The 24,215-nt window shown below is 64.9% G+C and carries 18 protein-coding genes and 2 pseudogenes; 7 read left to right on the forward strand and 13 right to left on the reverse strand.

What is annotated here, in order from left to right:
* Positions 1-375 precede the first annotated feature (375 nt).
* The 3 genes and pseudogenes from M3O59_RS06970 to gloA2 all read right to left on the reverse strand — a co-directional run bounded on the left by M3O59_RS06970 (position 376) and on the right by gloA2 (position 1,856).
* Positions 376-825: a DUF2147 domain-containing protein gene (locus M3O59_RS06970; protein ID WP_064631439.1), complete on the reverse strand. Its 450-nt coding sequence runs from the start codon at positions 823-825 to the stop codon at positions 376-378.
* Between the two features lie 89 nt (positions 826-914).
* Positions 915-1,286 (reverse strand): annotated as a pseudogene (locus M3O59_RS06975) (hypothetical protein); the annotation flags it as partial.
* Between the two features lie 180 nt (positions 1,287-1,466).
* Positions 1,467-1,856, reverse strand: a complete 390-nt coding sequence (gloA2, locus tag M3O59_RS06980; protein ID WP_116906776.1) for an SMU1112c/YaeR family gloxylase I-like metalloprotein — start codon at positions 1,854-1,856, stop codon at positions 1,467-1,469.
* A 372-nt stretch (positions 1,857-2,228) separates the two neighbouring features.
* Here gloA2 and mmuP point away from each other — a divergent pair, with 372 nt between their 5' ends.
* Both mmuP and mmuM read left to right on the forward strand, forming a co-directional pair.
* Positions 2,229-3,626: an S-methylmethionine permease gene (gene mmuP / locus M3O59_RS06985; RefSeq protein ID WP_249047152.1), complete on the forward strand. Its 1,398-nt coding sequence runs from the start codon at positions 2,229-2,231 to the stop codon at positions 3,624-3,626.
* Positions 3,623-4,588, forward strand: coding sequence for a homocysteine S-methyltransferase (mmuM, locus tag M3O59_RS06990; RefSeq protein ID WP_249047153.1), 966 nt, complete (start codon positions 3,623-3,625; stop codon positions 4,586-4,588). The genes mmuP and mmuM overlap by 4 nt, the downstream gene beginning before the upstream one ends.
* A 188-nt stretch (positions 4,589-4,776) precedes the next feature.
* On the opposite strand, the gene M3O59_RS06995 is transcribed toward mmuM, so the two are convergent.
* The 3 genes from M3O59_RS06995 to M3O59_RS07005 form a co-directional block, all read right to left on the reverse strand.
* Complete coding sequence (locus tag M3O59_RS06995; RefSeq protein WP_116906772.1) at positions 4,777-6,726, reverse strand: DUF885 domain-containing protein; 1,950 nt, start codon at positions 6,724-6,726, stop codon at positions 4,777-4,779.
* 270 nt (positions 6,727-6,996) lie between these two features.
* Positions 6,997-7,779 (reverse strand): queuosine precursor transporter, encoded by a 783-nt coding sequence (locus tag M3O59_RS07000; protein WP_116906773.1) that lies wholly within the window; start codon positions 7,777-7,779, stop codon positions 6,997-6,999.
* A 4-nt stretch (positions 7,780-7,783) separates the two neighbouring features.
* A complete protein-coding gene (locus M3O59_RS07005) occupies positions 7,784-8,458 on the reverse strand; it encodes a DUF502 domain-containing protein (protein ID WP_064631449.1) in 675 nt (224 codons plus the stop codon).
* A gap of 47 nt (positions 8,459-8,505) precedes the next feature.
* Here M3O59_RS07005 and M3O59_RS07010 point away from each other — a divergent pair, with 47 nt between their 5' ends.
* Complete coding sequence (locus M3O59_RS07010; protein ID WP_249047154.1) at positions 8,506-8,856, forward strand: hypothetical protein; 351 nt, start codon at positions 8,506-8,508, stop codon at positions 8,854-8,856.
* 252 nt (positions 8,857-9,108) lie between these two features.
* Positions 9,109-10,470, forward strand: coding sequence for a hypothetical protein (locus tag M3O59_RS07015; RefSeq protein WP_249047155.1), 1,362 nt, complete (start codon positions 9,109-9,111; stop codon positions 10,468-10,470).
* Between the two features lie 477 nt (positions 10,471-10,947).
* Here the strand turns inward: M3O59_RS07015 and M3O59_RS07020 are convergent, their stop codons facing one another.
* Positions 10,948-12,498, reverse strand: coding sequence for an alginate export family protein (locus M3O59_RS07020; RefSeq protein ID WP_249047156.1), 1,551 nt, complete (start codon positions 12,496-12,498; stop codon positions 10,948-10,950).
* Between the two features lie 413 nt (positions 12,499-12,911).
* Here M3O59_RS07020 and M3O59_RS07025 point away from each other — a divergent pair, with 413 nt between their 5' ends.
* Together M3O59_RS07025 and M3O59_RS07030 are read left to right on the forward strand one after the other, a co-directional pair.
* Entirely contained in the window at positions 12,912-13,274 is a 363-nt protein-coding gene (locus M3O59_RS07025; RefSeq protein ID WP_064631455.1) for a PadR family transcriptional regulator, read from the forward strand.
* A pseudogene (locus M3O59_RS07030) lies at positions 13,271-14,172 on the forward strand (sensor domain-containing protein). The gene M3O59_RS07025 and the pseudogene M3O59_RS07030 overlap by 4 nt, the downstream one beginning before the upstream one ends.
* A 277-nt stretch (positions 14,173-14,449) precedes the next feature.
* On the opposite strand, the gene M3O59_RS07035 reads toward M3O59_RS07030, so the two are convergent.
* The 3 genes from M3O59_RS07035 to M3O59_RS07045 all read right to left on the reverse strand — a co-directional run bounded on the left by M3O59_RS07035 (position 14,450) and on the right by M3O59_RS07045 (position 17,971).
* The gene (locus M3O59_RS07035; protein ID WP_181920661.1) at positions 14,450-15,793 is read right to left on the reverse strand and encodes a polyhydroxyalkanoate depolymerase; all 1,344 of its coding nucleotides are present in this window, start codon (positions 15,791-15,793) and stop codon (positions 14,450-14,452) included.
* A 393-nt stretch (positions 15,794-16,186) separates the two neighbouring features.
* Entirely contained in the window at positions 16,187-17,107 is a 921-nt protein-coding gene (locus M3O59_RS07040; protein ID WP_249061058.1) for an IS110 family RNA-guided transposase, read from the reverse strand.
* Positions 17,108-17,368: 261 nt separating this feature from the next.
* The gene (locus M3O59_RS07045; RefSeq protein ID WP_181920592.1) at positions 17,369-17,971 is read right to left on the reverse strand and encodes a methyltransferase; all 603 of its coding nucleotides are present in this window, start codon (positions 17,969-17,971) and stop codon (positions 17,369-17,371) included.
* Positions 17,972-18,045: 74 nt separating this feature from the next.
* Between M3O59_RS07045 and M3O59_RS07050 the strand changes: the two genes are divergently transcribed.
* Positions 18,046-18,492 carry a CopD family protein gene (locus M3O59_RS07050; RefSeq protein ID WP_249047073.1) on the forward strand — a complete coding sequence of 149 codons (447 nt, stop codon included), beginning with the start codon at positions 18,046-18,048 and terminating at the stop codon, positions 18,490-18,492.
* A 53-nt stretch (positions 18,493-18,545) separates the two neighbouring features.
* Here the strand turns inward: M3O59_RS07050 and M3O59_RS07055 are convergent, their stop codons facing one another.
* From M3O59_RS07055 to dnaE, 3 genes are all read right to left on the reverse strand, one after another.
* Positions 18,546-19,301 carry a tetratricopeptide repeat protein gene (locus M3O59_RS07055; protein ID WP_116906170.1) on the reverse strand — a complete coding sequence of 252 codons (756 nt, stop codon included), beginning with the start codon at positions 19,299-19,301 and terminating at the stop codon, positions 18,546-18,548.
* Between the two features lie 61 nt (positions 19,302-19,362).
* A complete protein-coding gene (locus tag M3O59_RS07060; protein WP_064631877.1) occupies positions 19,363-20,322 on the reverse strand; it encodes an acetyl-CoA carboxylase carboxyltransferase subunit alpha in 960 nt (319 codons plus the stop codon).
* 204 nt (positions 20,323-20,526) lie between these two features.
* Complete coding sequence (gene dnaE, locus M3O59_RS07065) at positions 20,527-24,117, reverse strand: DNA polymerase III subunit alpha (protein WP_116906169.1); 3,591 nt, start codon at positions 24,115-24,117, stop codon at positions 20,527-20,529.
* Positions 24,118-24,215 lie beyond the last annotated feature (98 nt).

Here is a 24,215-nt window from a genome sequence, read left to right on the forward strand (position 1 = left end):
TCATGCACGGTTGTGATCGCTTTTGCAACGCCTCCGTCTGCATTTGCTACGTATTGGGCGCGCTGACTTCGTTTTATCGCCACCTAGCCTGCCAGGCGCAGTCGATGGCACAAGTTGAAGATGAAGTCAGCAGTTCCGGGCGAAGACGAGAGTCGCCGCCGTGGGCTCTCGCGAGTTGTAGACCGCAGGAGGGTTCGCGCAGCAGACCAAGCAGGTAGGTCTCGCGTGCTGCACAGATAACGAAAAGGGGGGGGGCGGTTACGCAGCGCGCGGTGACCTCCTTCGATAATGGGAGGCCGTCGCTTACGGCTCGCCTACGGCGCAAACGGGGATGGTGGCGCATTGCACGCCACCATTGGCCATCGCATGTGCTGGTTACTCACGCACCCAGGTCTGGGTACGGCCCAGCGCTTCGATGCCGACGTAGCCGCGCATCTGCAGCTTCTTGCCACCGTCGGTGAGGGTGATCTTGGACTTGTAGGTCTTGCCCTTGGCCGGGTCGAGCACCGAGCCGCCGCTCCACACCGCGGTGCCGTCGGGCTTGAGGCCCCACAGGATGGTCATGCCCTTGATCGGCTTGCCCTTGAGCGCGCCATCGCACTTGTCGCAGACCGGGTTGGGCCCCTTGGCCGACTGCAAAATCTCGACCACCTTGCCGCTCAGCGTGCCATTGGCGGCCTGCTCGATCTGCACCACCGACTTGGGCTTGCCGGTTTCATCGTCGATGGTGGTCCAGCGGCCCACCGGCGAATCGGCGGCCTGCGCCATCAGCGAGGCAGCCGCCAGCGGCAATGCCAGCATCAGGGTCTTGAAAGTCTTGCGCATGGTTCCCCTCCCAGGGATTGCTAGGGCCACCGTCGGCGGCCTGATCGCGAATGTATACCGTGGAGTATGGTGTGGGAAAGACGCAACGTTCAGTTTGAGGCAGCGCAGCGGGATGCCGGGGACGTTTGCTCCGCCGTCAGGCGCGTTCTTCCTTGCTGGATGACGATGCGAGAGACGTCCACTTCGCATTCGGGCCCACGTGAAAGGATTGTCGCAACATAGTCCTGGCTTGCTTGCGGAACGATGCTGCGGCTCGCGGTACACAGCGGTGTGTTCACCGAGCAGCGGTTATCCATACAGCCACCTGCCGATAGCGACAGAGTGATCGGCTCGCCCGCACGAAGATGCGCTTCGGTCACAAAGCGTCCTCCGCTGACAGCGACGGCGGGAATGCCGATCTCTTGCCCGGCACCCGTGCCGAACGGACCAGGCCGTGAGCTTGGTGCAATACCCGCGCCCTGTTGGTGCAGTTGTTGGTGGTCAGGCTTCGACGACGCTGCGGCGAGGCGACGCCACTTGATCGCTAGCGGCCGCGTCTTCCTTGGCTTAAGCCCCGCAGCCGACATTGCAAGCGTCGAGGTTAGGTTGTTCTAACCGTACGCGATCCTTTCCTGCACGGGCGGCGACTGCTACAGCACGTTCTAACCGACTTCGTACAATTCCAGCGGCAACGCATCCGGGTCGGCGAAGAAGGTGAATCGGCGGCCGGTGTATTCGTCGATACGGATGTCTTCGGTCACCACGCCGTGTGTGTTGAGATGCGCGATGGCGGCATCCAGGTCTTCGACGCGAAAGGCGAGATGACGCAGGCCGCGCGCCTCCGGGCGGCTGGGGCGCAAGGGCGCGTTGGGGAACGAGAACAGCTCGATTTGCCCGCCATCGGGCAGTGCCAGATCCAGCTTCCACGAATCGCGTGCCTGCCGGTAATGCTCGTCGATCACGCGCAGGCCCAGAATCTCGCAATAGAACTGTTTGGACGTCACGTAGTCGCCCGCGATGATCGCCACGTGGTGGATGCCGGCAAGCATCATGCCGCGCTCCGAAGAAGCGCTGTCGGCAGGCTCGATGCCGACGTGTTCGGCCATGTGCCGCGCGTGCAGCGCATACGCGTGCGCGCGACTGAAAGCGCAGCGCGGTCAGCGATGTCTGCGCAGCTTGCGCTGTGCGCAGTTGGCACGTGCCCGGGCAAGCCCGCGGCAACAAGGCTGCGTGTGGATGTCTGCAACGCTGGATGGCGATGGTGTGGCATGGGGATGGCCGGCAAGAACCACCCATCAGCATAACGGTCCACTGGTGAGCGGCAGGCCAGTGCGTGGCAGGTCATGCGTCACAGCTCGCCTGCCTGTGGCTGGGCTCGCCTGTGCGCGCATGGCAGGATGGAGTTCCTCCAATCAAACATACCCATGCCCGAGCCCGCGTCCACCACCGCACCGCAGTTCCAGCGCAGCATGCAGGTGCGCCACCTGGTGATGCTGTCGCTGGGCGGCGTGATCGGCACCGGCTTGTTCTTCAACACCGGCTACATCATCGCCAGCACCGGCGCGCTGGGCACAGTGATCGCCTACCTGATCGGTGCGCTGGTGGTGTATCTGGTGATGCAATGCCTGGGCGAGTTGGCGGTGGCGATGCCGCAGACCGGCGCCTTCCATGTGTATGCCGCGCGTTACCTGGGGCCGGCGACAGGTTATGTGGTGGCATGGCTGTACTGGCTGACCTGGACGGTGGCGCTGGGATCGAGCCTGACCGCAGCGGCGTTCTGCATGCAGTACTGGTTTCCGCATAGCCCGGCGTGGCCATGGTGCCTGCTGTTTTGCGCGCTGATCTTTGGCTTGAACACGGTGTCGGCGCGCTGGTTTGCCGAAGGCGAATTCTGGTTCTCGTTGATCAAGGTGATCACCATCCTGGTGTTCATCGTGCTGGGTGGTGCGGCGGTGATCGGCGTGCTGCCGTTGGCCGATGGCTCGTCCGCACCCGGGCTACGGCATCTGCGTGCCGAGGGCTGGTTTGCGCACGGCACGCTGCCGATCCTGATGACGATGGTGGCGGTGAATTTCGCCTTTTCCGGCACCGAGTTGATCGGTGTGGCCGCCGGCGAAACCGCGCAGCCGGCGCGCGCGATTCCGTTGGCGATCCGCACTACGCTGGTGCGGTTGGTGGTGTTGTTCGTGGGCACCGTACTGGTGCTGGCGGCGCTGCTTCCCGCCGAACAGGCGGCAGTGGAGACCAGCCCGTTCGTGCGCGCATTCGAACTGTTGGGCATCCCTTACGCAGCGGATATCTTGAACGCAGTGATCCTTACCGCAATCCTGTCGGCGGCCAATTCCGGCCTGTACGCGGCCGCGCGCATGCTGTGGTCGTTGGCCAACGAAGGCACCTTGCCGGCGGGCCTGGCGCGTTTGACAGACCGCGGCATTCCGCTGCGCGCGGTCTCGCTGAGCATGCTGGGTGGCTTGCTGGCGCTGTTGACCGGCGTGTATGCGGCCGACACCGTGTTCGTTGCGATCTCGGCAGTCTCGGGGTTTGCGGTGGTGGTGGTGTGGTTGAGCATCTGCGCTGCGCATTACCGCTTTCGTCGCCAGCTGTTGCGCGATGGCAGTGTGCTGGAAACGCTGGCGTATCGCGCGCCGTGGTATCCGTGGACGCCGATCCTGGGGTTTACGCTGTGTCTGTTGGCCTGTGCCGGCCTGGCATTCGATCCGCAGCAGCGCATCGCGTTGTGGTGCGGCATTCCGTTCGTGGCGCTGTGCTATGGCGCTTACGCATTCACCCAATGGCTTGCGGCCCGGAGACTGCACGCATGACGATTCTTCCACGTCGGCCGCGCGCCGATGCGCCTTTCAGCCAGGCGTTGCAGCACGACGGTTATGTGCTGCTGGATGGCGCACTGGCCACCGAGCTGGAACAGCGCGGCTGCGATCTCAACGATGCGCTGTGGTCGGCGCGCGTGCTGATGGAGCAGCCGGAGTTGATCCATCAGGTGCATCGCGATTACTTCGCTGTCGGCGCGCAATGCGCGATCACCGCCAGTTATCAGGCCACCCCGTTGGGGTTCGCAGCGCGCGGGCTGGATCTGGCGCAGGCGCAGGCGTTGATCGCACGCAGTGTGGCGCTGGCGCTGCAGGCGCGTGCCGATCATCTGCAGGCGCAGCCGCAGGCCGCGCCGTTGTGGGTGGCAGGCTCGGTGGGGCCGTATGGCGCGTATCTGGCCGATGGCTCGGAATACCGCGGCGACTACGTGCTGCCGGTCGAGCAACTGATGGACTTCCATCGCCCGCGCATCGCTGCCTTGGCTGAGGCCGGGGTGGATCTGCTGGCCTGCGAAACGCTGCCATCGGCGAGCGAAATCGTGGCATTGCGGCAATTGCTGGAAGAGGAATTTCCGCAGCTGCATGCGTGGTTTTCCTTCACCCTGCGCGATGCGGCGCACCTGAGCGATGGCACGCCACTGGCGCAGGTGGTGCCCGCCCTGGATGCCTGCGCGCAGGTGGTCGCGGTCGGCATCAACTGTATTGCGCTGGACCAGGTGACGGCGGCATTGCACAGCCTGTCGGCGCTGACCGCATTGCCAATGGTGGTGTACCCCAATTCCGGCGAGCACTACGACGCCACAGACAAGCGCTGGCATGCCGGCCATGGGGCGGCGCTGACGTTGGCCGACCAGCATGCGCAGTGGCTGGCTGCCGGCGCGCGCCTGATCGGTGGCTGCTGCCGCACCACGCCGCGCGATATCGCCGCACTGGCGGCCGCGCGTGCGGTGGACTGAACGTGTCCAACAACGCGTACGCGTGACGCTTACCACACCCAGCCTGCATGGCCGGGGCCATGTCCGCCGAAGACAGCCTGTGAGGCGATGCGGGCTAGCGCAACCTCGCAAGGCTTGCGCCCGCCTCAACGCATCGCCGCCCGGCGCCTGACCGCGTTCGCGCCTTCTACCGGGCGCGAGCGCTCGGCTTACCCCTTCTGCGTTGCGATCCAGCGCTGGATCTTGTCCTGCAGGATATCCAGCGGCACCGAGCCGTCCTTGAGCACTTCGGTATGGAAGGCGCGCACGTCGAAGCGCGGCCCCAGCTCGCGCTGCGCCTGCTCGCGCAACTGCGCGATCTTCATTTCGCCCACCTTGTAGGCCAGCGCCTGGCCGGGGATGGCCATGTAGCGGTCCACCTCCGCCTCGGCGTCGGTGCGGGTCATGGCCGAGTTGTCGAGGATGTAGTCGATGGCCTGGGTGCGGGTCCAGCCCTTGCTGTGGAGGCCAGTGTCGGTAACCAGCCGAATCGAGCGCCACAACGCATTCTGCAGATAGCCGTAGGTGTTGTACGGGTCCTGATACAGCCCCAGCTCGCGACCCAGCGATTCGGCGTACAGCCCCCAGCCCTCGATGTAGGCGGTCTCGCCTCCGAGGCGTCGGAACTTGGGCAGGTCGGTCAGTTGCTGCTGCAGCCCGAGCTGGTAGTGATGGCCGGGAATCGCTTCGTGCAGGTACAGGCTCTCCGCTTCCCAGGTCTTGCGCGACGGCAGGTCGGAGGTGTTGACGTAGAAGATGCCCGGCGTGCCGCCATTGCTGCCATTCGCACTGGGGCGCATGTACGAGCCGCTGGCAGCCGCTTGCGCCCGCTGCGGTTCCACCGCGCGCACTTCCAGCGGCGGCATGTCCTGGATGTTGAACAGCCGCGGCACTGCGCCTTGCACGCGGCCCTGCAGGCCGCGGTAATACCCCAGCAGCTCGGTGTCGCTGCGGAAGCTGAAGCGCTTGTCGGTCTGCATGAACTTGTAGAACTTGGGCAGGTTGCCGCGGAACTTGACCTGCTTGGCCAGCGCGGCGATCTCGCCCTGCAGCCGCGCGACCTCGTCCAGCCCGATCTGGTGGATCTGCTCCGGGCTCAGATCGGACGTGGTGCTCTGCCGCACGTCGTAGGCATACCACGCCGCACCATTGGGCAGCGCCGCCAGGCCGTCGGCATCGCGGCAGGCGGGCAGGTATTCGGTGGCGATGAAGCCGCGCAGCGCCCGGTAGGCCGGCAGGATGCGCACCTCGATCAGCCGCTTGTACTCGGCGGTGATACGCTGCTTGTCGGCCTCGGACATGTCGGCCGGCAGGTTGCGCACCGGGCCCCAGAACAGGCTGTCTTCGGCATTGCGCGCAATGATCGCGTCCAGCTGCGGCAGCACCTTCTGCATCAGGACCTTGGGCTGCACCACGCCTGCTTGCATGCCGGCGCGCATGTTGGCGATGGCCTGGTCGAACAGGTCGGGAATGCCCAGCGCACGCCGCGACCAGTTGTCGTAATCCTTGACCGTCTTGAACGGTTGCGCGCCGGTGCCCGAGCCCAGCACTACCGCGATGCTGGCGATGTTGTAGAACTGGTTGATCGGCAGCATCCAGCTGGGGAACTGCTCTGCGGCCAGCGCACTGCGCGCATCGCGCACGAAGATCTGGTAGCTGAGCAGGTCCTGCCCGCTCAGGCCGTCCGGCCCCAGCGCCTCGGCCTTGCCCAGCCACAGCACGGTGAAATCGTGCGACTGCTGGCGGAACGCCGGCGACAGGAAGTTGGGCAACTCGTCGTTGTAGCGGCTCTCGCCCTGGAAGGTGGCCTGCAGCGGATTGAGCTTGAGCGAGGCGTCCCAGTACTGGTCGTAGAGCAGGTTGAGCTGCTGCGCCTTGGTCAGCACTACCGGGGCAACGACCGGGCGTGGGCGCGCCTTGGCTGCCTTGCTGCCCTTGGCGGTTCTGGACGCCTTGGCCGCAGGCTTGGTGGTCTTCTTGGCTTTGCTCGCCTTCGCGCGCGTTTGCGTGGTCTGTGCCTTGGCGGTCTTCTTCTTGGCCGCATCGGCGGGCGCTGCCACTGACAGGCTCAACACAGCGGCGAGGGCCAGCGACAGCAGGCGGGAAAAGCTGAGGGGCATTACCGGCTCCGGAAACAAGCGAGCGGGGAGCTTGCCCGATCTGCACGGTTACGGCCACCCACTGCGGTCATACCGCCTATCGGCAATTCATGCGGCGCATGGGCGCGGACCGCGCTGCCCTGGCGTGGTGCGCTGCGGCATTGGTAGGGAATGTCGCATTCGACCACAGCGCAAGGTGCGCATGTCTGTCATGCGAGGGTAAGTACCACTGATGGTGAGGCGTTGCTGCGGCGATGCACCGGCGCGATGACTCGGCTAGACGCGGCCCGGTCACTCCGCGGCGGCTTCTTCGCGCAGTTGCTCTGCACGCTCGGCGCCCAGATACGCGCTGATGCCGCGCCGCGCCAGATACAGCAGCGGGATCAGTGCAATGGCAAAGCCCATCTTGTAGACATAGTTGAGTGTGCTCACCGCCAGGAACTGGTCGATGGACCAATGCTGCGGGCCGAGCACGAAGGCGATATAGATCACCACGAAGCTGTCCACCAGCTGCGACACCGCAGTGGAGCCGGTGGCGCGCAGCCACACGTGTTTTTCGCCGGTGACGCGGCGGATCCGGTGGAACACCGAGACATCGATCAACTGGCCGAACAGGAACGCCACCAGCGAGCCGCCGATGGTCCACAGCCCTTGCCCGAATACCGCCGCGAATGCAGCCTGGTAATCGGGAACACCCTGGCTCTGCGCCGCAGTCACCCACCAACCGGCCGGTGCCAGCGCGATGGCCGCGAACGCGAACGCGAACGCGAAGCCATAGCCGATCAACGCCACCGCCACCCACGAGATGAAACGCACCCCGCGGCTGCCGAAGAACTCGTTGATGGTGTCGGTCATGATGAACACCACCGGCCACAGCAAGGTGCCGGCGGTGAAGCTGAGCGAGCCGCTCTGGCCGAACAGGTTCCAGTTCAACGGCGCGATGCCGAGCGTGTCTTCCAGCGCGAAGATCTTGACGCCGATGAACTCGGCCAGCGCTGCGTTGACGCAAAAGAACGCCGCCAAGGCAATGAACAGGCGGACCGCACGATCGTCGAGGGTACGCGCCTGTTTCATGGTCTCAGCGATCCGCAGTCCGGGTGAAGGGAACCGATTCGGGCGCCACGGCGCCGCCGGAGATGATGAAGCTCATTGCCTGATCCACGCTCCAGTCGGTGGGCGTGAGCAGTTCCACCGGCACGATCTCCAGATAGCCGGAGGTGGGGTTCGGTGTGGTCGGCACATACACTGCCGCCAGCTCGCGTCCGGTGCCCTGTTCCTTGATCACGCGGGTGACCAAACCGACTGACTTCATGTCGCGATGCGGGAAGTCAATCAGCACCACGCGTTGGGTACTGCCGGGCTGGGTCTGCAGGATGTCGAGCAGCTTGCGCGCGCTGTCGTAGACCACGCTGGCCAGCGGAATGCGCCGCATGATCGCCTCGAACCAGCGCAACAGGCGCTGGCCGATCACGCGCCGGCTCAGGATGCCGACAAACAGGATGGCGGCCACCGTGGCGATCAATGCGATGGTGTTCTGCACCCACAGCGCCTTGATCCAGCCCAGATAATCGGGGAACGAGGCCGCGATGCGCTCGGACAGCGGCACCACCCACGGGCTGCTGATCCCGGAAAGCAGCGAGAAAACGAACTTCACCACCACCCAGGTCAACCAGACCGGCAGCAGGGTGAGCAACCCGGTCAAAAAGACCCGTTGCAGGGAGGGGCGTGCGTGCGGAGTAGGGGATTCGGACATCTGCGCATTGTAGGCACTCGGCCGCGTCCGGTGGAGGTGGGGCGGGGATGTGGGATTGCGCATTCGGGATTGGTAACAGCGGCTGGCTGTGCGTGGAGCTGCTGCAACTCAGGCGACCGTGCGTCAATGGCAACGGCAACTGCAGTGGCACAGACGGCGGCACAGGCGCGCAGACAACAGGCACCGAGACCTGCACCGAGACCGCGACAGGCCCGGGCACCGACACAGGCAAAGGCAGCGACAAAGGCAGCGACAAAGGCAGCGACAAAGGCACCGACAAAGGCACCGACAAAGGCACCGAGACAGGTACCGAGACAGGTACCGAGACAGGCACCGAGACAGGCAGCGGAACACCTCCCTTCTCCCACCGGGAGAAGGTGGCGCGCAGCGCCGGATGAGGGTACGTCCGCCACGGCTGCCTGAGTGAGCAGCCTCTGCGCTCTTCGTCCCACCGCAAGAGCGGAACTCCAAGCATGTCATCTACCTGGCGGGGCTTGTGTCCAAGCCGTACGCAGCTCTCACGCATCAGCTGCCGATGTATTTGCATCCTGAAACAACGCGGTACCCACGCGACGACGCGCATTCGCTTGCCCATCGCATGCACGCGCCAGTGGCCTAAGATGCGCCACTACGCATGGAAGGTTGATCGGATGCTTACCAGATTCCTCAAGACAGCGTTGCTCGCCATTTGCATCCTGATGGCGGTGCTGGTGGCGCTGTACGCGACCTCCAAGCGCTGGCCGATTCCCCAGGCGCAACGTCAGGCATTGGCGCAGTTGCGCCAACCGCAGCCGCCGTTGCGTGGGACCAATATGTTCGCCGCGCTCTGGTCGCTGTCGTACGCCATGCCGGAGGCGCAGCGTGAGAACGTGCTGGCGCAGGATCTGGAACGGTTCAATCGATTGCCGGCAGGTGCAGCGTTCCAAAGTGCCGCTGCGCGGTATCCGCGCCAGCCGCAGTGGCCGTCGACCGCGCCTGCATTGTGCAGTGCCAGCGCTGGGAGCTGCCTGGATCTGGTCAGACAACAACCGCACGCCTACGCCGATGCGCTCGCCGCCCAGGCGCCGCTGTTGGCCAGGCTGCGCGCGCTGGCAGATTACGGTGATTACCGCAGCCCGTTCCGGCCCGACATCAGTGCACTGCTACCGGAGTCGCCGCGGTTAACCCTGTCGATGACCGCCAATGCGCTGGATTTTGTCCAGGGGCGTACCACGCAGGCGTTGTCCGGTGTCTGCGCCGATGCGCAGGTTGCACGTGTGCTGCTGCGCAGCGGCGATAACCTGCTGATGCCGATGATTGGCGCGGCGATGCTGCGCGGCAACGCGCACCTGTTCGCCGACATGCTGGCCGAATTGCCGACGCAGCATCCGTTGCCCGCGCAATGCACTACTGCCTTTGGGCCGCTGGCGGTGGACGACATCGCACTGTGCAATGCATTGCACGGTGAATCGCGTCTGGCATTTTCGATGCTGCAGGAGGATGCCTTGAGGCAAGACCGCCAACTATCCTGGCAGGATCGGTTTCCATTGCGGTTGCTGGACCCTGAGCGCACCCAGGCCTTGCTGGCACCGACCTACACCTGGGCCTGCGGCGCGCCGGTGCGCAACTTGCTGGCGCAGGATCAACCGGTTCCACACACGCTGATTTCGGAGCCCCAGACCACGTCGGTGGCCTGTATCGCCAATGCAACGGGGTGTTTGCTGGCAAGCGTGTCGCGTCCTGACTATGCCAATTATCAGCACAAGCTGCAGGACACCGCGGCTGCAGTGCGCGCGCTGGCAGCGGTGCAGTGGCTGCGTGATCGCCCTGCCGATGCAACGCCGCTCGCGCAGCGTCTGGCCGACCTGCCACCCGCGCTACGCGGGCAGGCGCGCCCGCTGCAGCCCGGTCACGATGGCAAGAGCCTGATGCTGCGTCAGTACGCAAAACCGATAGGCAACGCCGGCGAAGAGCGTTGGCCGCTGGCAGGCAGCGCGCTTGCGGCCCAGCGCGCTGCCCCATCGTTGCAGTAACGCAAGAGGATTTCTGCTCTGCCAGGCGGCTGCCTGCGTACGCCTTCTGTGCGTGCACGCGCAACGCCTGCAGTTGCGGCAGCTGCTTGACGACCATTCACGTGCGGCAAGCACAACGTAGCGAGCAGTCGTCAGGTTGGCCTGGATCGCATGGAAGACCCGCAGCGAAGTGGTATGCCGATCCCGACCACCGGCTGCTTCCGCTTTACAGCTCCGCGGTCGTTTGTAGCCGCTCTAAAGCTGCTGGGTAGTCGTTCGCCAGGAGCTGCTCGTTGCTGTGAGTGCTGATTGCGCGCGTTTGCTTGTGCCCGTTGCATGGCGCACGCAGCGGTTTGCGCTGCTGTCGCGCATGCCCACGCTCAAACCACCATGCCGCGTCCTTGCGGGACGCGGCATGTCATCACGGCAGCAGATGCTGAGGATGCAGAACGCACCCATCCACTCAGCGCACTCGAGCGCGCTGACCACACGGCGTGCTTAGAACCGGAAATTCAACCAGCCCATCACAAAGGTCGAATCGCCGTAGCCGGCTTTCTCCAACGCCGGACCCGCCATCAGGTGTTCGGCGCGGAAGGTCACCGACCAGTTCGGGTCGATGTTCCAGGTGGCATTGATGCGCGGCATGGTGCCGATGCGACGCTCGCCGGTGCTCTGGGTGCGTGCGTAGGCGCGCGCCTGATTGTTGTAGATCGCATCGCTGGTGGTCTGGCGCCACAGGGTTTCCCATTCCAGATTCACGGTGATCTTGGACGTGGGCGAGAAGGTGAACGTGGGCGCGGCAGTGACCAGGTTCACCGGGCCGAAGAACGTGGCCCAGCTGAAGTAGATCGTATTGCCGTAGAGGAAGTTGTTGTTGCGCAGCGTGCCGGTGCCGGAAGCACCGCCGCCACCGGAAGCGATTTCGCTATGGAAGCCAAGCCGCGGCTTCCAGCCGGTTTCGCTCAACGACCAGGCGTTGGAGGTGCTGGCCATGTAGGCGCGCAGGTCGCGTCCGCCGAAGCTGCCGCGCTGCACGGTCACGAACGAGTCGGTGCGCAGCTTGCCCACGTTGCCCCACAGGCGCAGGCCGTAGTAATTGCGATTTTCTTCGGCAGTCTGGCGGCCCCAGAGCTGGTTGTCGTTGCGGAACTGGTAGAAGAACGGCTCCAGATACATCGGCTTGGCGGTCGGCAAGCGGTAGCCGCCGACCACGCCGCGGAAGTGCCGCGAGCGGTCGATGCGGTCGTCGCCCAGGCCTTCGGTGCCATCCAGATTGAAGTTGAAATCGAACACGTCAACACGCGTTTTGTCGCCGATCGCCCAAGCGCGCACGCCGTTGAAGGTCACTAAGATGTCGGTGTTGTCGCGCAACGCCATCAGCGTGGTCGGGCCATCGACGAACACTTGCCGGCCCACACGCAGGCCCAGATCGGTATCGGCGGCGCGCCCCTTCACGTCGAAAAACACCTGCTGCAGGATCGCGTTGTTCTCCTGCGTACCGGTCTTGGCGCCTTCGTTGCGCCCATCCAGGCTGCCGTGCGCCAGCTCCGTATACAGACGGAAATGCTTGCCCACATGCAGGTCCGCCCCGAAGAAGGCGCGCAGCAGATACTGCTGCTGCGAAGGGCTGCCCGGAATCAGCCCCGGGTTGGTGATGGTGTTGCTGCGCACGCGCAGCTCGTTGCTGAGCGACACATACACATCGCCGGCGTCATTGAGCGGGATGTACTTGAGCGGGTCGAACGGGCTTTTGCGCTTGGACGGGTCTTTCAGATACGACCAGTCTTCGACCCAGCGCACCTGCCACATGTTGCCGCCCTGCTTGGCGCCCCAGCCCTGCGCTTCGAGCGGATAGCCCTTGGCGGTGGCAGGCGCCGCGGTGACCGGCTTTGCCGGCTCGGCCACGGCCTCCTCGGCTTTGACCGGGGCAGGTTGCACCTGCGCAACGCCGAGTGCCGGCAACGCCAACCCAATCGCAAGGCACAGGCGCCGCGTGGCACCAAAGGAAGTGTCAGCCATGGTCGGCTGCGCCAAGCGCGTCAATTGCATCGTATTGCCCCATCGAAAAGTGAAAAGCCCCTGAGCGAAACTTATCGGCGCGAGGGGCATTGACTGTAGTAAAGCCGCGCCGGAAACGCAGTAACCCAAAGGTTCTAAGCTCATGAACGCACTAGGGTTTGCGCAGGCGGGCGCTACTGGGGCGGGGATTGGGGATTCGGCATTCGCAACGGCGGCACTGCGTTCTGCGGTGGAGCTCGCTGTGATGCTGACAATTGCTCAAACACGCTGGCGACCACGGCGATGTTTTGTGTTGCGAATCCCCAATGCCGAATCCCCGATCCCGATCCCGATCCCGATCCCGATCCCCGATCCCCGATCCCCGATCCCCGCCCATGACTACCGACACATTCGCTATAGCTAGATTTTACATAGCATCACCTTCGACCTAGTGGAGATGGCCGATGAGCGAGCCGGATGTCTACCTACGCAAATTTCAGAAGGAGCTGAGTGCCGGCACGGTATCGCTGGCCTTGCTGGCGGTCCTGGCCCAGGCCGATGAGCCGTTGTACGGCTATCTCATCGCCAAACGGCTGGAGCGGCTGGAAGGCGTGCTCAGCGGCAAGCAGAGCGCCTTGTATCCGGTACTGCGCAATCTGGAAGGGGCAGGGCTGTTGCAGAGTCATATCGAGCCATCTGCATCCGGGCCGCCGCGCCGTTATTACCGCATTACCGACAGCGGGCGAGACTGCCTGCGCGAATGGACCGCCGCCTGGCGCGCCACCCGTGATTCCGTTGACTCAGTCCTGCAGGGGACCCACTTATGAACACGATTGCGCAGTCACATCCGTTGCCGACCACCATTTCCGATTACTTGGCGCAGCTGCGGTAGGCGCTGGCGGGCGCCGAACCGGCGATGATCCAGGATGCGCTCTACGACGCAGAAGAATATCTGCGCGCCGAGCTTGCGGAACAGCAACGGCAAGAGCGAGGCGGAGGTCATTGCAGGCGTGGCTGCCAGCTACGGCGCGCCGGAGGAAGTGGCCGAGATCTACCGCGAAACCGAAATAACCGTGACCCGCGCGTTGCGTCCACCGGCGCCGCCCAAACGCGCGTCGTGGATTGCCAACTTCGGCCGACCCGCGTACCTACGGCGCACTGTTTTACATGCTGCTGTCGCTGCTCACCGGCGTGTTCTATTTCACCTGGGTCGTCACTGGCGCGAGTCTGTCGATCGGGCTGCTGATCCTGATCATCGGCGTGCCGCTGCTGGTGTTGTTCTTCGACTCGGTACGGGTGTTATCGCTGGTGGAAGGCCGCGTGGTCGAAACGCTGCTGGGCGTGCGCATGCTGCGTCGCCCGCAACATCCGGGCCTGCAAGGCAGTTGGCTGCAACGCATCGGCGCGATGTTCACCGACGTGCGCACCTGGAGCACGATGCTGTACTTCGTGTTGATGCTGCCACTGGGCACTCTCTATTTCACCGTGTCTTGCACGCTGCTGTCGCTGGGGCTGGCCGCTTCACCGCTTGTAGTGTTGTTCGACAACACTGCCGTGCTGACCTGGGATGGCGTGGACATCACCGGTTCCTGGTTGACGTTGCCGTTGTTCGCGGTGGGCGTGCTGTTGTTGTTCGTCACGCTGCATCTGGCGCGCGCCTTCGGCAAGCTGCACGGCATGTTCGCCAAGCAGCAGTTGGTGAAGAGTGGTGAAACGGCTGCGTGACGCGCGCGCGATGTATCGGCATGCACAGCATCGATGATGGCGTTGCTGGCTGGCATTGCTTCACCTGGACTGTCGCACGTAGAGAGCAGCTAGCAACACGTGGCGAGCAGTTGTCGGACGGGTGTGGGCAGCGGCCATGTAACGGAGCGTGCGAGCGAAACCTGCCGATTGTGGCCGCGGCCCGCGCACGCCTGGCGGCTGCGTAGCAGGTTTGCTGGCCGATCTTAGTCGCGATACAAAAAAATCCCCGGCCGTGCCGGGGATTTTATTTCTTGGATCAGGCGCGCTTGCCGCGCTTGCGGATCGGCGTCACGGTGGCCGGGTCGCGGCTGCCGACCGGGTCGGCATCGTAGCGGGCGATGAATTCGCGTACCTGCGGGTACACCACTTCACGCCAACGGCGGCCACTGAAGATGCCGTAGTGACCGGCGCCTTCCACCACCAGATGACGGCGATGCGCCGCATCGATGCCGGTGCAGAGATCGTGCACCGCCTCGGTCTGGCCGAGGCCGGCGATATCGTCCAGTTCGCCTTCGATACTCAGCAGCGCGGTGTTGCGGATCGCCGACGGCTTGACCAACTGGCCATCCACTTTCCACTTGCCCTGCGGCAGCAGGAAGTCCTGAAACACCACGCGGATCGTGTCCAGGTAATACTCCGCCGGCATGTCGAGCACAGCGTTGTATTCGTCGTAGAACTGCCGGTGCGCCTGCGCATCCTGCAGGTCGCCCTTGACCAGATCGGTGTAGAAATCCCAATGCGACATCACGTGCCGGTTGGGGTTCATCGACAGGAAACCGGCGTGCTGCAGGAAGCCCGGATACACCTGACGGCCATGGCCCGGATACGGGAACGGCACGGTGTGGATCAGGTTGTTCTGGAACCACTCGATGCCATTCTCGGTGGCCAGGTTGTTGACCTGGGTCGGGCTGCGGCGCGCATCGATCGGCCCGCCCATCATCACCAGCGAACGCGGCGTGGGTTCGTCGTTGCTCGCCATCAGCGACACTGCCGCCAATACCGGCACGGTGGGCTGACACACGCTCACCACATGCAGGCGCTCGGCGCCGATATGGCGGATGAACTCCTGGATATAGGTGATGTAGTCCTCGAGCCGGAACGCGCCGGCTTCCAGCGGCACCATGCGCGCGTCCACCCAGTCGGTGACATAGACCTTGTGGTTGCGCAGCAGGGTGCGCACAGTGTCGCGCAGCAGCGTGGCGTGGTGACCGGACAACGGCGCAACCACCAGGACGGCAGGCTGCTCCTTCATCTTGCCGATCAGCTCGACGTGGTCGCTGAAACGCTTGAAGCGCAGCAGCCGGCTGAACGGCTTGCTCAGCACTTCACGTTCGATGATCGGCAGCGAATGGCCATCCATCTCGACATCGTCGAGCGCCCAGGCCGGCTTTTCGTATTCCTTGCCCAGCCGATGGAATAGCTCGTTGCTGGCGGCCATGCGCTCGGCGCCGGGAAGCGAAGCCCACAAACTGTCGGGGTCGGAGAACATCTTGGCGTTCGCCTGGGCCTGATGCACCCATGGGGCCAGCAGATTGCGGGTCAGCTCATGCAGTTGATAAAGCATTCCACCCATCCGTGCGGTTTTGCTGCCACGCAGCATACCGGGTTTGGCGCATTTGCACCTTAATGGGGCTGCGGACGGTTGAGGCTGTCACGGAAGCTATGGCAGGCACAAGCAGCGTTATTTGCTGCTGTTTGTGGTCTTCCGGATGGCTCGCACGGCTGGAAGATCGCGTTCGGCAGCAGCCAACGTTGGGCCTGCAGAAGTAAGCCCCTCTCCTGCGGGAGAGGGGTTGGGGTGAGGGTACGGGGCGAAGCCCACGTCCATTCAAACTGCATGAGGCTTCGCCCGTACCCTCATCCGCCCCTGCGGGGCACCTTCTCCCGAGGGGAGAAGGAACAGCTCGCGCGGCTGGAAGATCGCGTTAGGCGGCCGGATGACATCAGGCCTGCAGAAGCAAGCCCCTCTCCTGCGGGAGAGCAACTGTCTTGATCAACTGGCGGCGCTAGCCGCCAGTTGATCTCGCATCTTGGCGTTGAGGATGACCAATAATTTGCGCATCGCCGCCACGAGGGCGACCTTGCCCGCTTTGCCCTGCGTGCGTAGCCGCTGGTAAAACTCGCGCAGGGCCGGGTTGAAGCGCACCGCCACCAGCGCCGCCATGTACAGCACTTGCCGCACGCAGGCGCGTCCTCCCCAGATGCTGCGGGCACCGCGCAACGTGCCGCTGTCGCGTGCCAGCGGCGCCACCCCGACCAGTTTGGCGATCGCCTTGCCGGTGAGACGGCCCAGCTCGGGCAGCTGCGCCGCCAAGGTCGCGACCAGCACCGGGCCGACGCCCTTGACCTGGACCAGCACCTCCAGCTCGGCACGTGCAGCCACCTGTTGGGCGATGCGCGCATCCAACTCCGCCAGCTCTTTTTGCCATTGCCGCACGCCGGCCTGCGCCCGCTTGCGCAGCCACACATCGGTCAGTTGAGACAGCCGCTGGCGCTCCTGCTGCACCGTCGCCAACACCTGCGTGCGGCGCTGCTGGTACTCGCGCAGCTGACGGCGCCAGCCTTCCAGCGGCTGGTAGGGCGTGAGTGATACCACCATCGCCATCTGCGCCAGCACACGCGCATCCAAGGTGTCGGTCTTGGCCAGTTGGCCGATGGCCTTGGCAAAGTCACGCGCTTGGCGAGGGTTCACACGCGCCACCGGCAGGCCGGCCGCATGCAGCGCATCCAACGCTGCCAGTTCGTAGCCGCCCGTGGCTTCCAGTACCACCTGGTGCAGCTCCATGTGTCCCAGCCAGCTGCGCAGCTGGCGCAGACCTGCCGCCGTGTTGGGGAAGCGCCGTTCGCCTTTGCAGCCATGCACATGCACATCCAACCACTGCTTGCTGACATCGATACCTACGCCGTATGCCATGGAAAAACTCCGCTATGCTCGAAGGGTCGAGAGCTCTCCTGGGCTGCCCAGCCTGATCGTTACGAGTGCCAACTCCAGCAACTGTTCGGGCGTTTGCCAGGAGATCCCGGCGTGGCGACCTCGCTCTCCCGCGGTTGTTTAGACCTGTGGGTTATCGGTCGACCACGCCGGCTCTCGACACCTAATCTGGCAGATCGCCAAGAGATAAGGGGTTGGGGTGAGGGTACGGGGCGAAGCCCACGCATACTCAAGCGAATCTGCTCAGCCACGCTCCAACGCAGACGTCTCTCCAGCCAATTGCGGCGACAACCAGCAGTGCGACCCGAGCGCAGCGAAGCCCACGCTGGCGAAGCGCTTGCGATACCAACGCGCCGGTCGCGCCTGGAAGCCGTCGTGATCGCCTTCGAACGCATCTTCCTGTGCGAACGCCTCCAGAAATGCCACCCCGGCGCACATCTCGGCCAGTCCGGGCAGGCCCTGGTTGAATTCGCGGGTGGGCACGTAATGCAGTACGTCCGAGCAGATCAGCAGGTCCACCGGTGCGCAGGGGCGCAGCCAGGCGAAATCGCCGAAGCGGGCGGGGTGGATCTGACGGCTGCGGCCATAACGCTGGACGGCGTAGGCGCTGCTGTCGAAGCCCAGATAGCTCAGCTTCGGCCGTAACGCCAGCAAGGGTGCGCGCCATGCCGCTTCGCCGCAGCCCACATCGAGCACGCTGCGGATCGGCCGCTCCAGGTAGTACTCGGCCTGGGCTACGGCGAGTGCGACCTTGCGTCGCAGCCGGGCAGGGTCGGCAAGGCCGGCATCGCGATACCAGCGGCGGAAATAGTGGGCGTCGTACTGTTTCTGGTCGGACTGCTGCATGGACGTCAGCTGCTTTCGCGCGTGCGGATAGGTGAAAATGCGGGCCATCCTACGCGAGCCAGTGGAGCCAGCGCATGACCCTGTATTTGTGGATCAAGACCTTTCATCTGTTGTTCGTGATCGCCTGGATGGCCGCGGTGTTCTACCTGCCGCGCATCCTGGTCAATATCGCCGAAGCCGGAAACGACACTGCGGTGCGCGCGCGCCTGGTGCTGATGGGGCGGCGGCTGTACAAATTCGGCCACAGCATGCTTGGTCTGGCGCTGCTGCTGGGCGCGGTGTTGTGGCAGGGCTACCGGGTGATCCCGGATTTCCCGACGATGGTCGCCGGCGGCTGGCTGCACGCCAAGCTGTTTGCCGTGGCATTGATTTTTGCCCATTACATCGTGTCCGGCCGCTGGGTCAAAGGCGCCGAACAGGGGCGGGCAGTGCCCAGTGGCCGGGCGTTGCGCTGGTTCAACGAAGTGCCGGTGATTCTGCTGGTCGGCGTGATCTGGCTGGTGCTGGCCAAGCCGTTCTGAGCGTATGTCGCAACGCGCCTGCGCACGCCTGTAACGATTGACTCAGGCCGCGCTCACGCGCCTGGGTCCAATTCGCGCAGGCCCCTGCGCGCCTGCTCGACCCAGGCACGTTGCTCGCGCTGGTAATGCCTGGGCGATGCGCCGGCGTGACGCAGCACCTGTTCGTAGACCGCCTTGGCCTGGTCGGGGCGTGCGATGCGTTGCAGCAGTTGTGCATAGCGCACGCGCGCCTCTTCGCCGGGATAGCCCTGGGCCAGCGTTTCGTACTCGTGCAGCGCGGCGTCGCTGTCGCCGCTGTCCTCGACCGCACGCGCATACAGCAAGTGCCCGTCATGCGAACGGAAGCTGGGGTTGGCTGCGATCAGGGCATCCAGGGTCTGCCGCGTCTGTTGCGGCTGGCCCAGCCCGAACTGGGCCTTGGCCAGGCCGAGCATCAGGTGCGGATCGTCGCGATACAGCCCGCGCAATGCGCCCTGGTAATGTTCGGCCGCCTGTGCGTAATCGCCGCGCGCCAGCAAGGTCTCGGCGAGCTGACGACGATTTTCCGGGGTGTCGGCCACATCCAGGCGGCGCGCCGCATCGCGCTGTTCGCGCTGCGGATCCAGGGTGCCGCGCACGCGCTTGAGGCTGCGGCGTGCGTTGGGGTCGTTACGCAGATCGGGGATCACCGCCACGCACACGTAGACCAGCACCGCCAGCAGCGAAAATGCCAACAGCAGGAAGATCCAGTACAGCGGGCGACCGCTGCGCACGACGTGGATGCAGCAGGCGGCCTGCAGCAGCAGCGAAATCAGCAGAAGCGGAGACATGCGGGTGGGGCGTCCTTTCCAAGGCCGCGCACCTGGCGCGGCCGGTCATCGTGCATGCGGATCAATGCCCTTCGTAGGCACCGTAGCTGCGCAAGCGCTCGTACCGTTGCTGCAGCAACGCATCCACCGGGATCTTTTCCAGCGCGTCCAGCTCGTTGAGCAGCACGGCTTTCAGGCGCTTGCCCATCTGTTCGGGATTGCGGTGCGCGCCGCCAGTGGGTTCGCGGATCACCTTGTCGACCAGGCCCAGGCCCTTCAGGCGCTTGGCGGTGAGGCCGAGCTGTTCGGCGGCATCCTTGGCCTTGCCCGCGTCCTTCCACAGGATCGAGGCGCAGCCTTCGGGCGAAATCACCGAGTAGGTGCCGTATTCCAGCATCAAGGTGCGGTCGCCCACGCCGATCGCCAGGGCGCCGCCGGAGCCGCCTTCGCCAATCACGGTGCAGATCACCGGGATCTTGAGTTCGGCCATTTCCAGAAGATTGCGCGCGATCGCCTCGGACTGGCCGCGCTCTTCGGCACCGATGCCCGGATAGGCGCCGGGGGTATCGATGAAGGTCAGCAGCGGCAGCCGGAAACGCTCGGCCAGTTTCATCAGGCGCAACGCCTTGCGGTAGCCCTCGGGCCGCGGCATGCCGAAGTTGCGTGCCACCTTAGTCTTGGTATCGCGGCCCTTCTGGTGCCCGATGATCACCACCGGGCGCCCGTCGATGCGACCCAGCCCGCCCACAATGGCCTTGTCGTCGGCATAGGCGCGGTCGCCGGCCAGTTCCTGGAATTCGTCGCAGATGGTGCCGATGTAGTCCAGCGTGTACGGGCGCTGCGGGTGGCGCGCCAGCTGCGAGATCTGCCACGACGACAGGTCGCGGAAGATCTGTGCGGTGCGCACGCGCGCCTTGTCGCGCAGCGCCCGCACTTCGGTCTCCACGTTGACTGCAGGCCCGGTACTGGCGTTGCGCAGTTCCTGGATCTTGGCTTCCAGATCGGCGATGGGTTGCTCGAAGTCGAGGTAGTTAGGATTCATGCAATGGCGTCGTCAACGTAAGGCGGGGAGTGTAGCTGAAGCGGTGTGGCTGGCCCGTACGCAGCCGTTCGGTTGCGCGGCGGGGATTGGAGATTGGGCATTCGAGATTCGCAACAGCGGTCTACTGCAGTGCCGAAGTCGCAGTGCTGCTCTTGCGAATCCCCAATCCCGAATCCCCAATCCCGAATGCCCAATCCCGGCCCCTCACGCCCACGGCGGGCTGTACTTGATCTTCAACGTCCGCACTGCCGGGTCCGCGCGCAGGCTGTCCATCAGTTGCTGGTCGATGCGCACCGAGTGGCTGCCGTTGAGGTCGAGCATGCCGGCCACACCGCCATTTTGGTCGCGCAGCAGCAGGTCCAGACGTAGCGGCGTCTTGCCGGGGCGGTGCTTGGCCAGCAGCGCGTCGATGCGCTTGAAGGCCTGCTTCTCGCGCAGGTCCAGGCGCAGCGACAGGCGCTGCGCGTGGTCGGCGCAGATCTGCTCGTAGTCCCAGCACTGCCGGATGCGCAGGCTGTAGCCGCCGTTGAATTCGTCTTCGCGCAGGCCGCCCTTGACGATCAGGATGCGGTCGCGGGTGAGCAGGTGGCCGAACTCGGCCATCGCATCGGAGAACGCGCTGCATTCCACCCGGCCACGGCCGTCTTCGAGCTGCACGAATACCTGGCTGTCGCCCTTGCGGCGCACGCCGATCACCTGGCCGGCCAGGATGGCGCTGACTTCCGGGCGCCAGGCGCGTTTTTCGCCATCGCCGCCTCCACCGCCGCCGCCACGTTGTTGCGAGGCCAGGATCTTTTCCAGCGCGCCCAGGTCGCAACCGACCAGCTCGCGCACTTCCTCGCGGTGCGGGTCGAATGGGTGGCCGCTGAGGTAGAAGCCCAGCGTTTCGCGTTCGCCGGTGAGCAGCTGGCCCAGCGGCCATTCCTTGCTTTCGGGCAGGTCCAGGCGCATTGCCGGCGCGCTCGGGTCGGGCCCGCCGAACAGCGAGTTCTGGCCCGAGGCACGTTCGCGCGCCATCTGCTCGGTGGCCTTCATCACTTCGGGCAGCTGCAGCATCAGCGAGGCGCGGTTCTTGCCCAGCCCGTCCATCGCGCCGGCATTGATCATCGCTTCCAGCGTGCGCCGGTTGAGCTTTGCGGTGCCCACGCGCGTGCAGAAATCCAGCAGCGTGGTGTACGGGCCGCCGCGCTGGCGCTCTTCGACAATGGCCTCGCACGCGCCCTGGCCGACGCCCTTGATCGCGCCCAGGCCGTATTGAATGGTGTCCGGGGTGGCAGCCTCGAACATGTATGCAGATTCGTTGACGCGCGGCGGCTTGACGGTGAGGCCGAGGTTGCGCACCTCATCGAGAAAGCCGACCACCTTGTCGGTGTTGTCCATGTCCGAGGACAACGTGGCGGCCATGAATTCGGCCGGGTAATGCCGTTTCAGCCACGCGGTCTGGTAGCTGACCAACGCATACGCGGCAGCGTGCGATTTATTGAAACCGTAGCCGGCGAACTTCTCCATCAGGTCGAAGATCTCGTCGGCCTTGGCCGCGCTCACGCCGCCCTTGGCCGCACCTTCGCGGAAGATTTCGCGGTGCTTGGCCATTTCGGCCGGGACCTTCTTGCCCATCGCACGGCGCAGCAGGTCGGCACCGCCCAGCGAATAATCGCCGACGATCTGCGCCATCTGCATCACCTGCTCCTGGTACACCATGATGCCGTAAGTGTCTTTCAGGATGGCTTCGGTGCGCGGGTCGGGGTACACGATCTCCTGCTGGCCGTGCTTGCGCGCGTTGAAGTCCGGGATCAGGTCCATCGGGCCGGGGCGATACAGCGACACCAGCGCGATGAGGTCTTCGAACCGGTCCGGGCGCGCGTCCTTGAGCAGGCGGCGCATGCCCGAGGATTCGAACTGGAATACCGCACCGGTGCTGCCCGAGGCGAACACGCCCTTGTAGGTGGGCACGTCGTCGAGCGGAATGGTGGTGATGTCGACCGGGTCGATGCCGGCGCGCGCGTGGCGCACGTTGATCGCCTTCACCGCCCAATCGATGATGGTGAGCGTGCGCAGGCCGAGGAAGTCGAACTTCACCAGGCCCACCGCTTCGACGTCGTCCTTGTCGAACTGGGTCACCGGATTCTTGCCGCGACCGTCTTCGTCGTGTTCGGCGAACAGCGGGCAGAACTCGGAGAGCGGCTCGGGCGCGATCACCACGCCGCCGGCGTGCTTGCCGGCGTTGCGGGTGAGGTCTTCGAGCTGGCGCGCCAGATCCATCAGGTCGCGCACGTCGTCTTCGACCTGGTAGCGCTGGATCAGGTCCGGCGAGGCCATCTCCGAATCCTTGCCTTCGCCCATCGCATCCTTGAGCGTGATGCCCAGGATGTTGGGGATCAGCTTGGCAACGCTGTCGACCAGGCCATAGGTGAAACCGAGCACGCGCCCGGCGTCGCGCACCACCGCCTTGGCGGCCATGGTGCCGTAGGTGATGATCTGGCTGACGCGCTCGCGGCCGTACTTGCGCGCCACGTAGTCGATGACTTCGTCGCGCCGGTCCATGCAGAAGTCGATGTCGAAGTCGGGCATCGACACGCGCTCGGGGTTCAAGAAGCGCTCGAACAGCAGGTTGTACGGCAGCGGGTCCAGGTCGGTGATCTGCAGCGCCCAGGCCACCAGCGAGCCGGCACCGGAACCGCGGCCCGGGCCGATCGGAATGCCCTGGTTCTTTCCCCACTGGATGAAGTCGGCCACGATCAGGAAGTAGCCGGGGAAGCCCATCTTGATGATGGTGTCCAGCTCGAATTCCAGCCGGTCCACGTAGTCCTGGCGGGTCTTGCAGGGCGCGAGCGGGCTCTTTTCCAGACGCGCGGCCAGACCGTCGCGCGACTGGCTGCGGATCCAGCTGTCCAGCGTCTCGTCTTCCGGCACCGGGTAGGCGGGCAGGAAGTAGGTGCCCAGCCGCATCTCGATGTTGCAGCGTTGCGCCAACGCGTGGGTGTTGTCGATCGCGTCGGGGATGTCGGCGAACAGCGCCGCCATCTCCTCGCTGGATTTCAGGTACTGCTGGTCGCTGTACTCGCGAGGGCGCTTGGGGTCGTCGAGCACGCGGCCCGACGAAATGCACACGCGTGCCTCATGCGCGTTGAAGTCGCTGGCGTACAGAAAACGCACATCGTTGCTGGCGACCACCGGCAGCCCGCGCACGCCGGCTGCGTGCAGCGCGAACTGGTTGAAGCGTTCTTCGCCATCGCGCCCGGTGCGGGTCAGTTCCAGATGCAGGCCATCGCCAAACACCCGCTGCCAGTCGGCCAGTTGCTGCTCGGCCAGGTCCGCGCGGCCCTCGTTGAACAGGCGCCCGGCCAGGCTGTCGCGGCCGGCCAGCGCGAACAGGTTGGCGTGCCCGGCCTGCAGCCATTCCGGATGGATCGCCACGCCGCCCTCGGGGCGGTGGCCTTCCATCCAGGCGCGCGTCAGTAGCCGCGACAGGCTCAGGTAACCCTCGCGGTCGCGGCACAGCAGGGTCATGCGCCACGGCGTCATGTCCGGCGTGGCAATCATCACGTCGGCGCCGGCGATCGGCTTGATGCCCACGCCTTCGGCGGCCTTGTAGAACTTGACCAGCGCAAACAGGTTGTTGAGGTCGGTCACTGCCAGCGCAGGCATGTCGAGTTCGACCGCGCGGCTCAGCAGGTTGGCCTGCTTGGCCTTCTTCGGGTCAGCCTGATCCGGTTTCTCGGGCACACGGATGGTTGAATCCGCCAGCGAGAACTCGGTGTGGACGTGCAGATGGACGAAGCGGGAAGTGGACATGCGAGACCGGAATAATGCGTGGTCAGGGTACCGGCGGGGGCGAAGGCGAACAAGGCTTGACAGGTGGGGTGGCGGGACCCGGGACCGGGGACCCGGAA

Source organism: Xanthomonas nasturtii (assembly GCF_023337365.3).
Taxonomy (GTDB): domain Bacteria; phylum Pseudomonadota; class Gammaproteobacteria; order Xanthomonadales; family Xanthomonadaceae; genus Xanthomonas; species Xanthomonas nasturtii.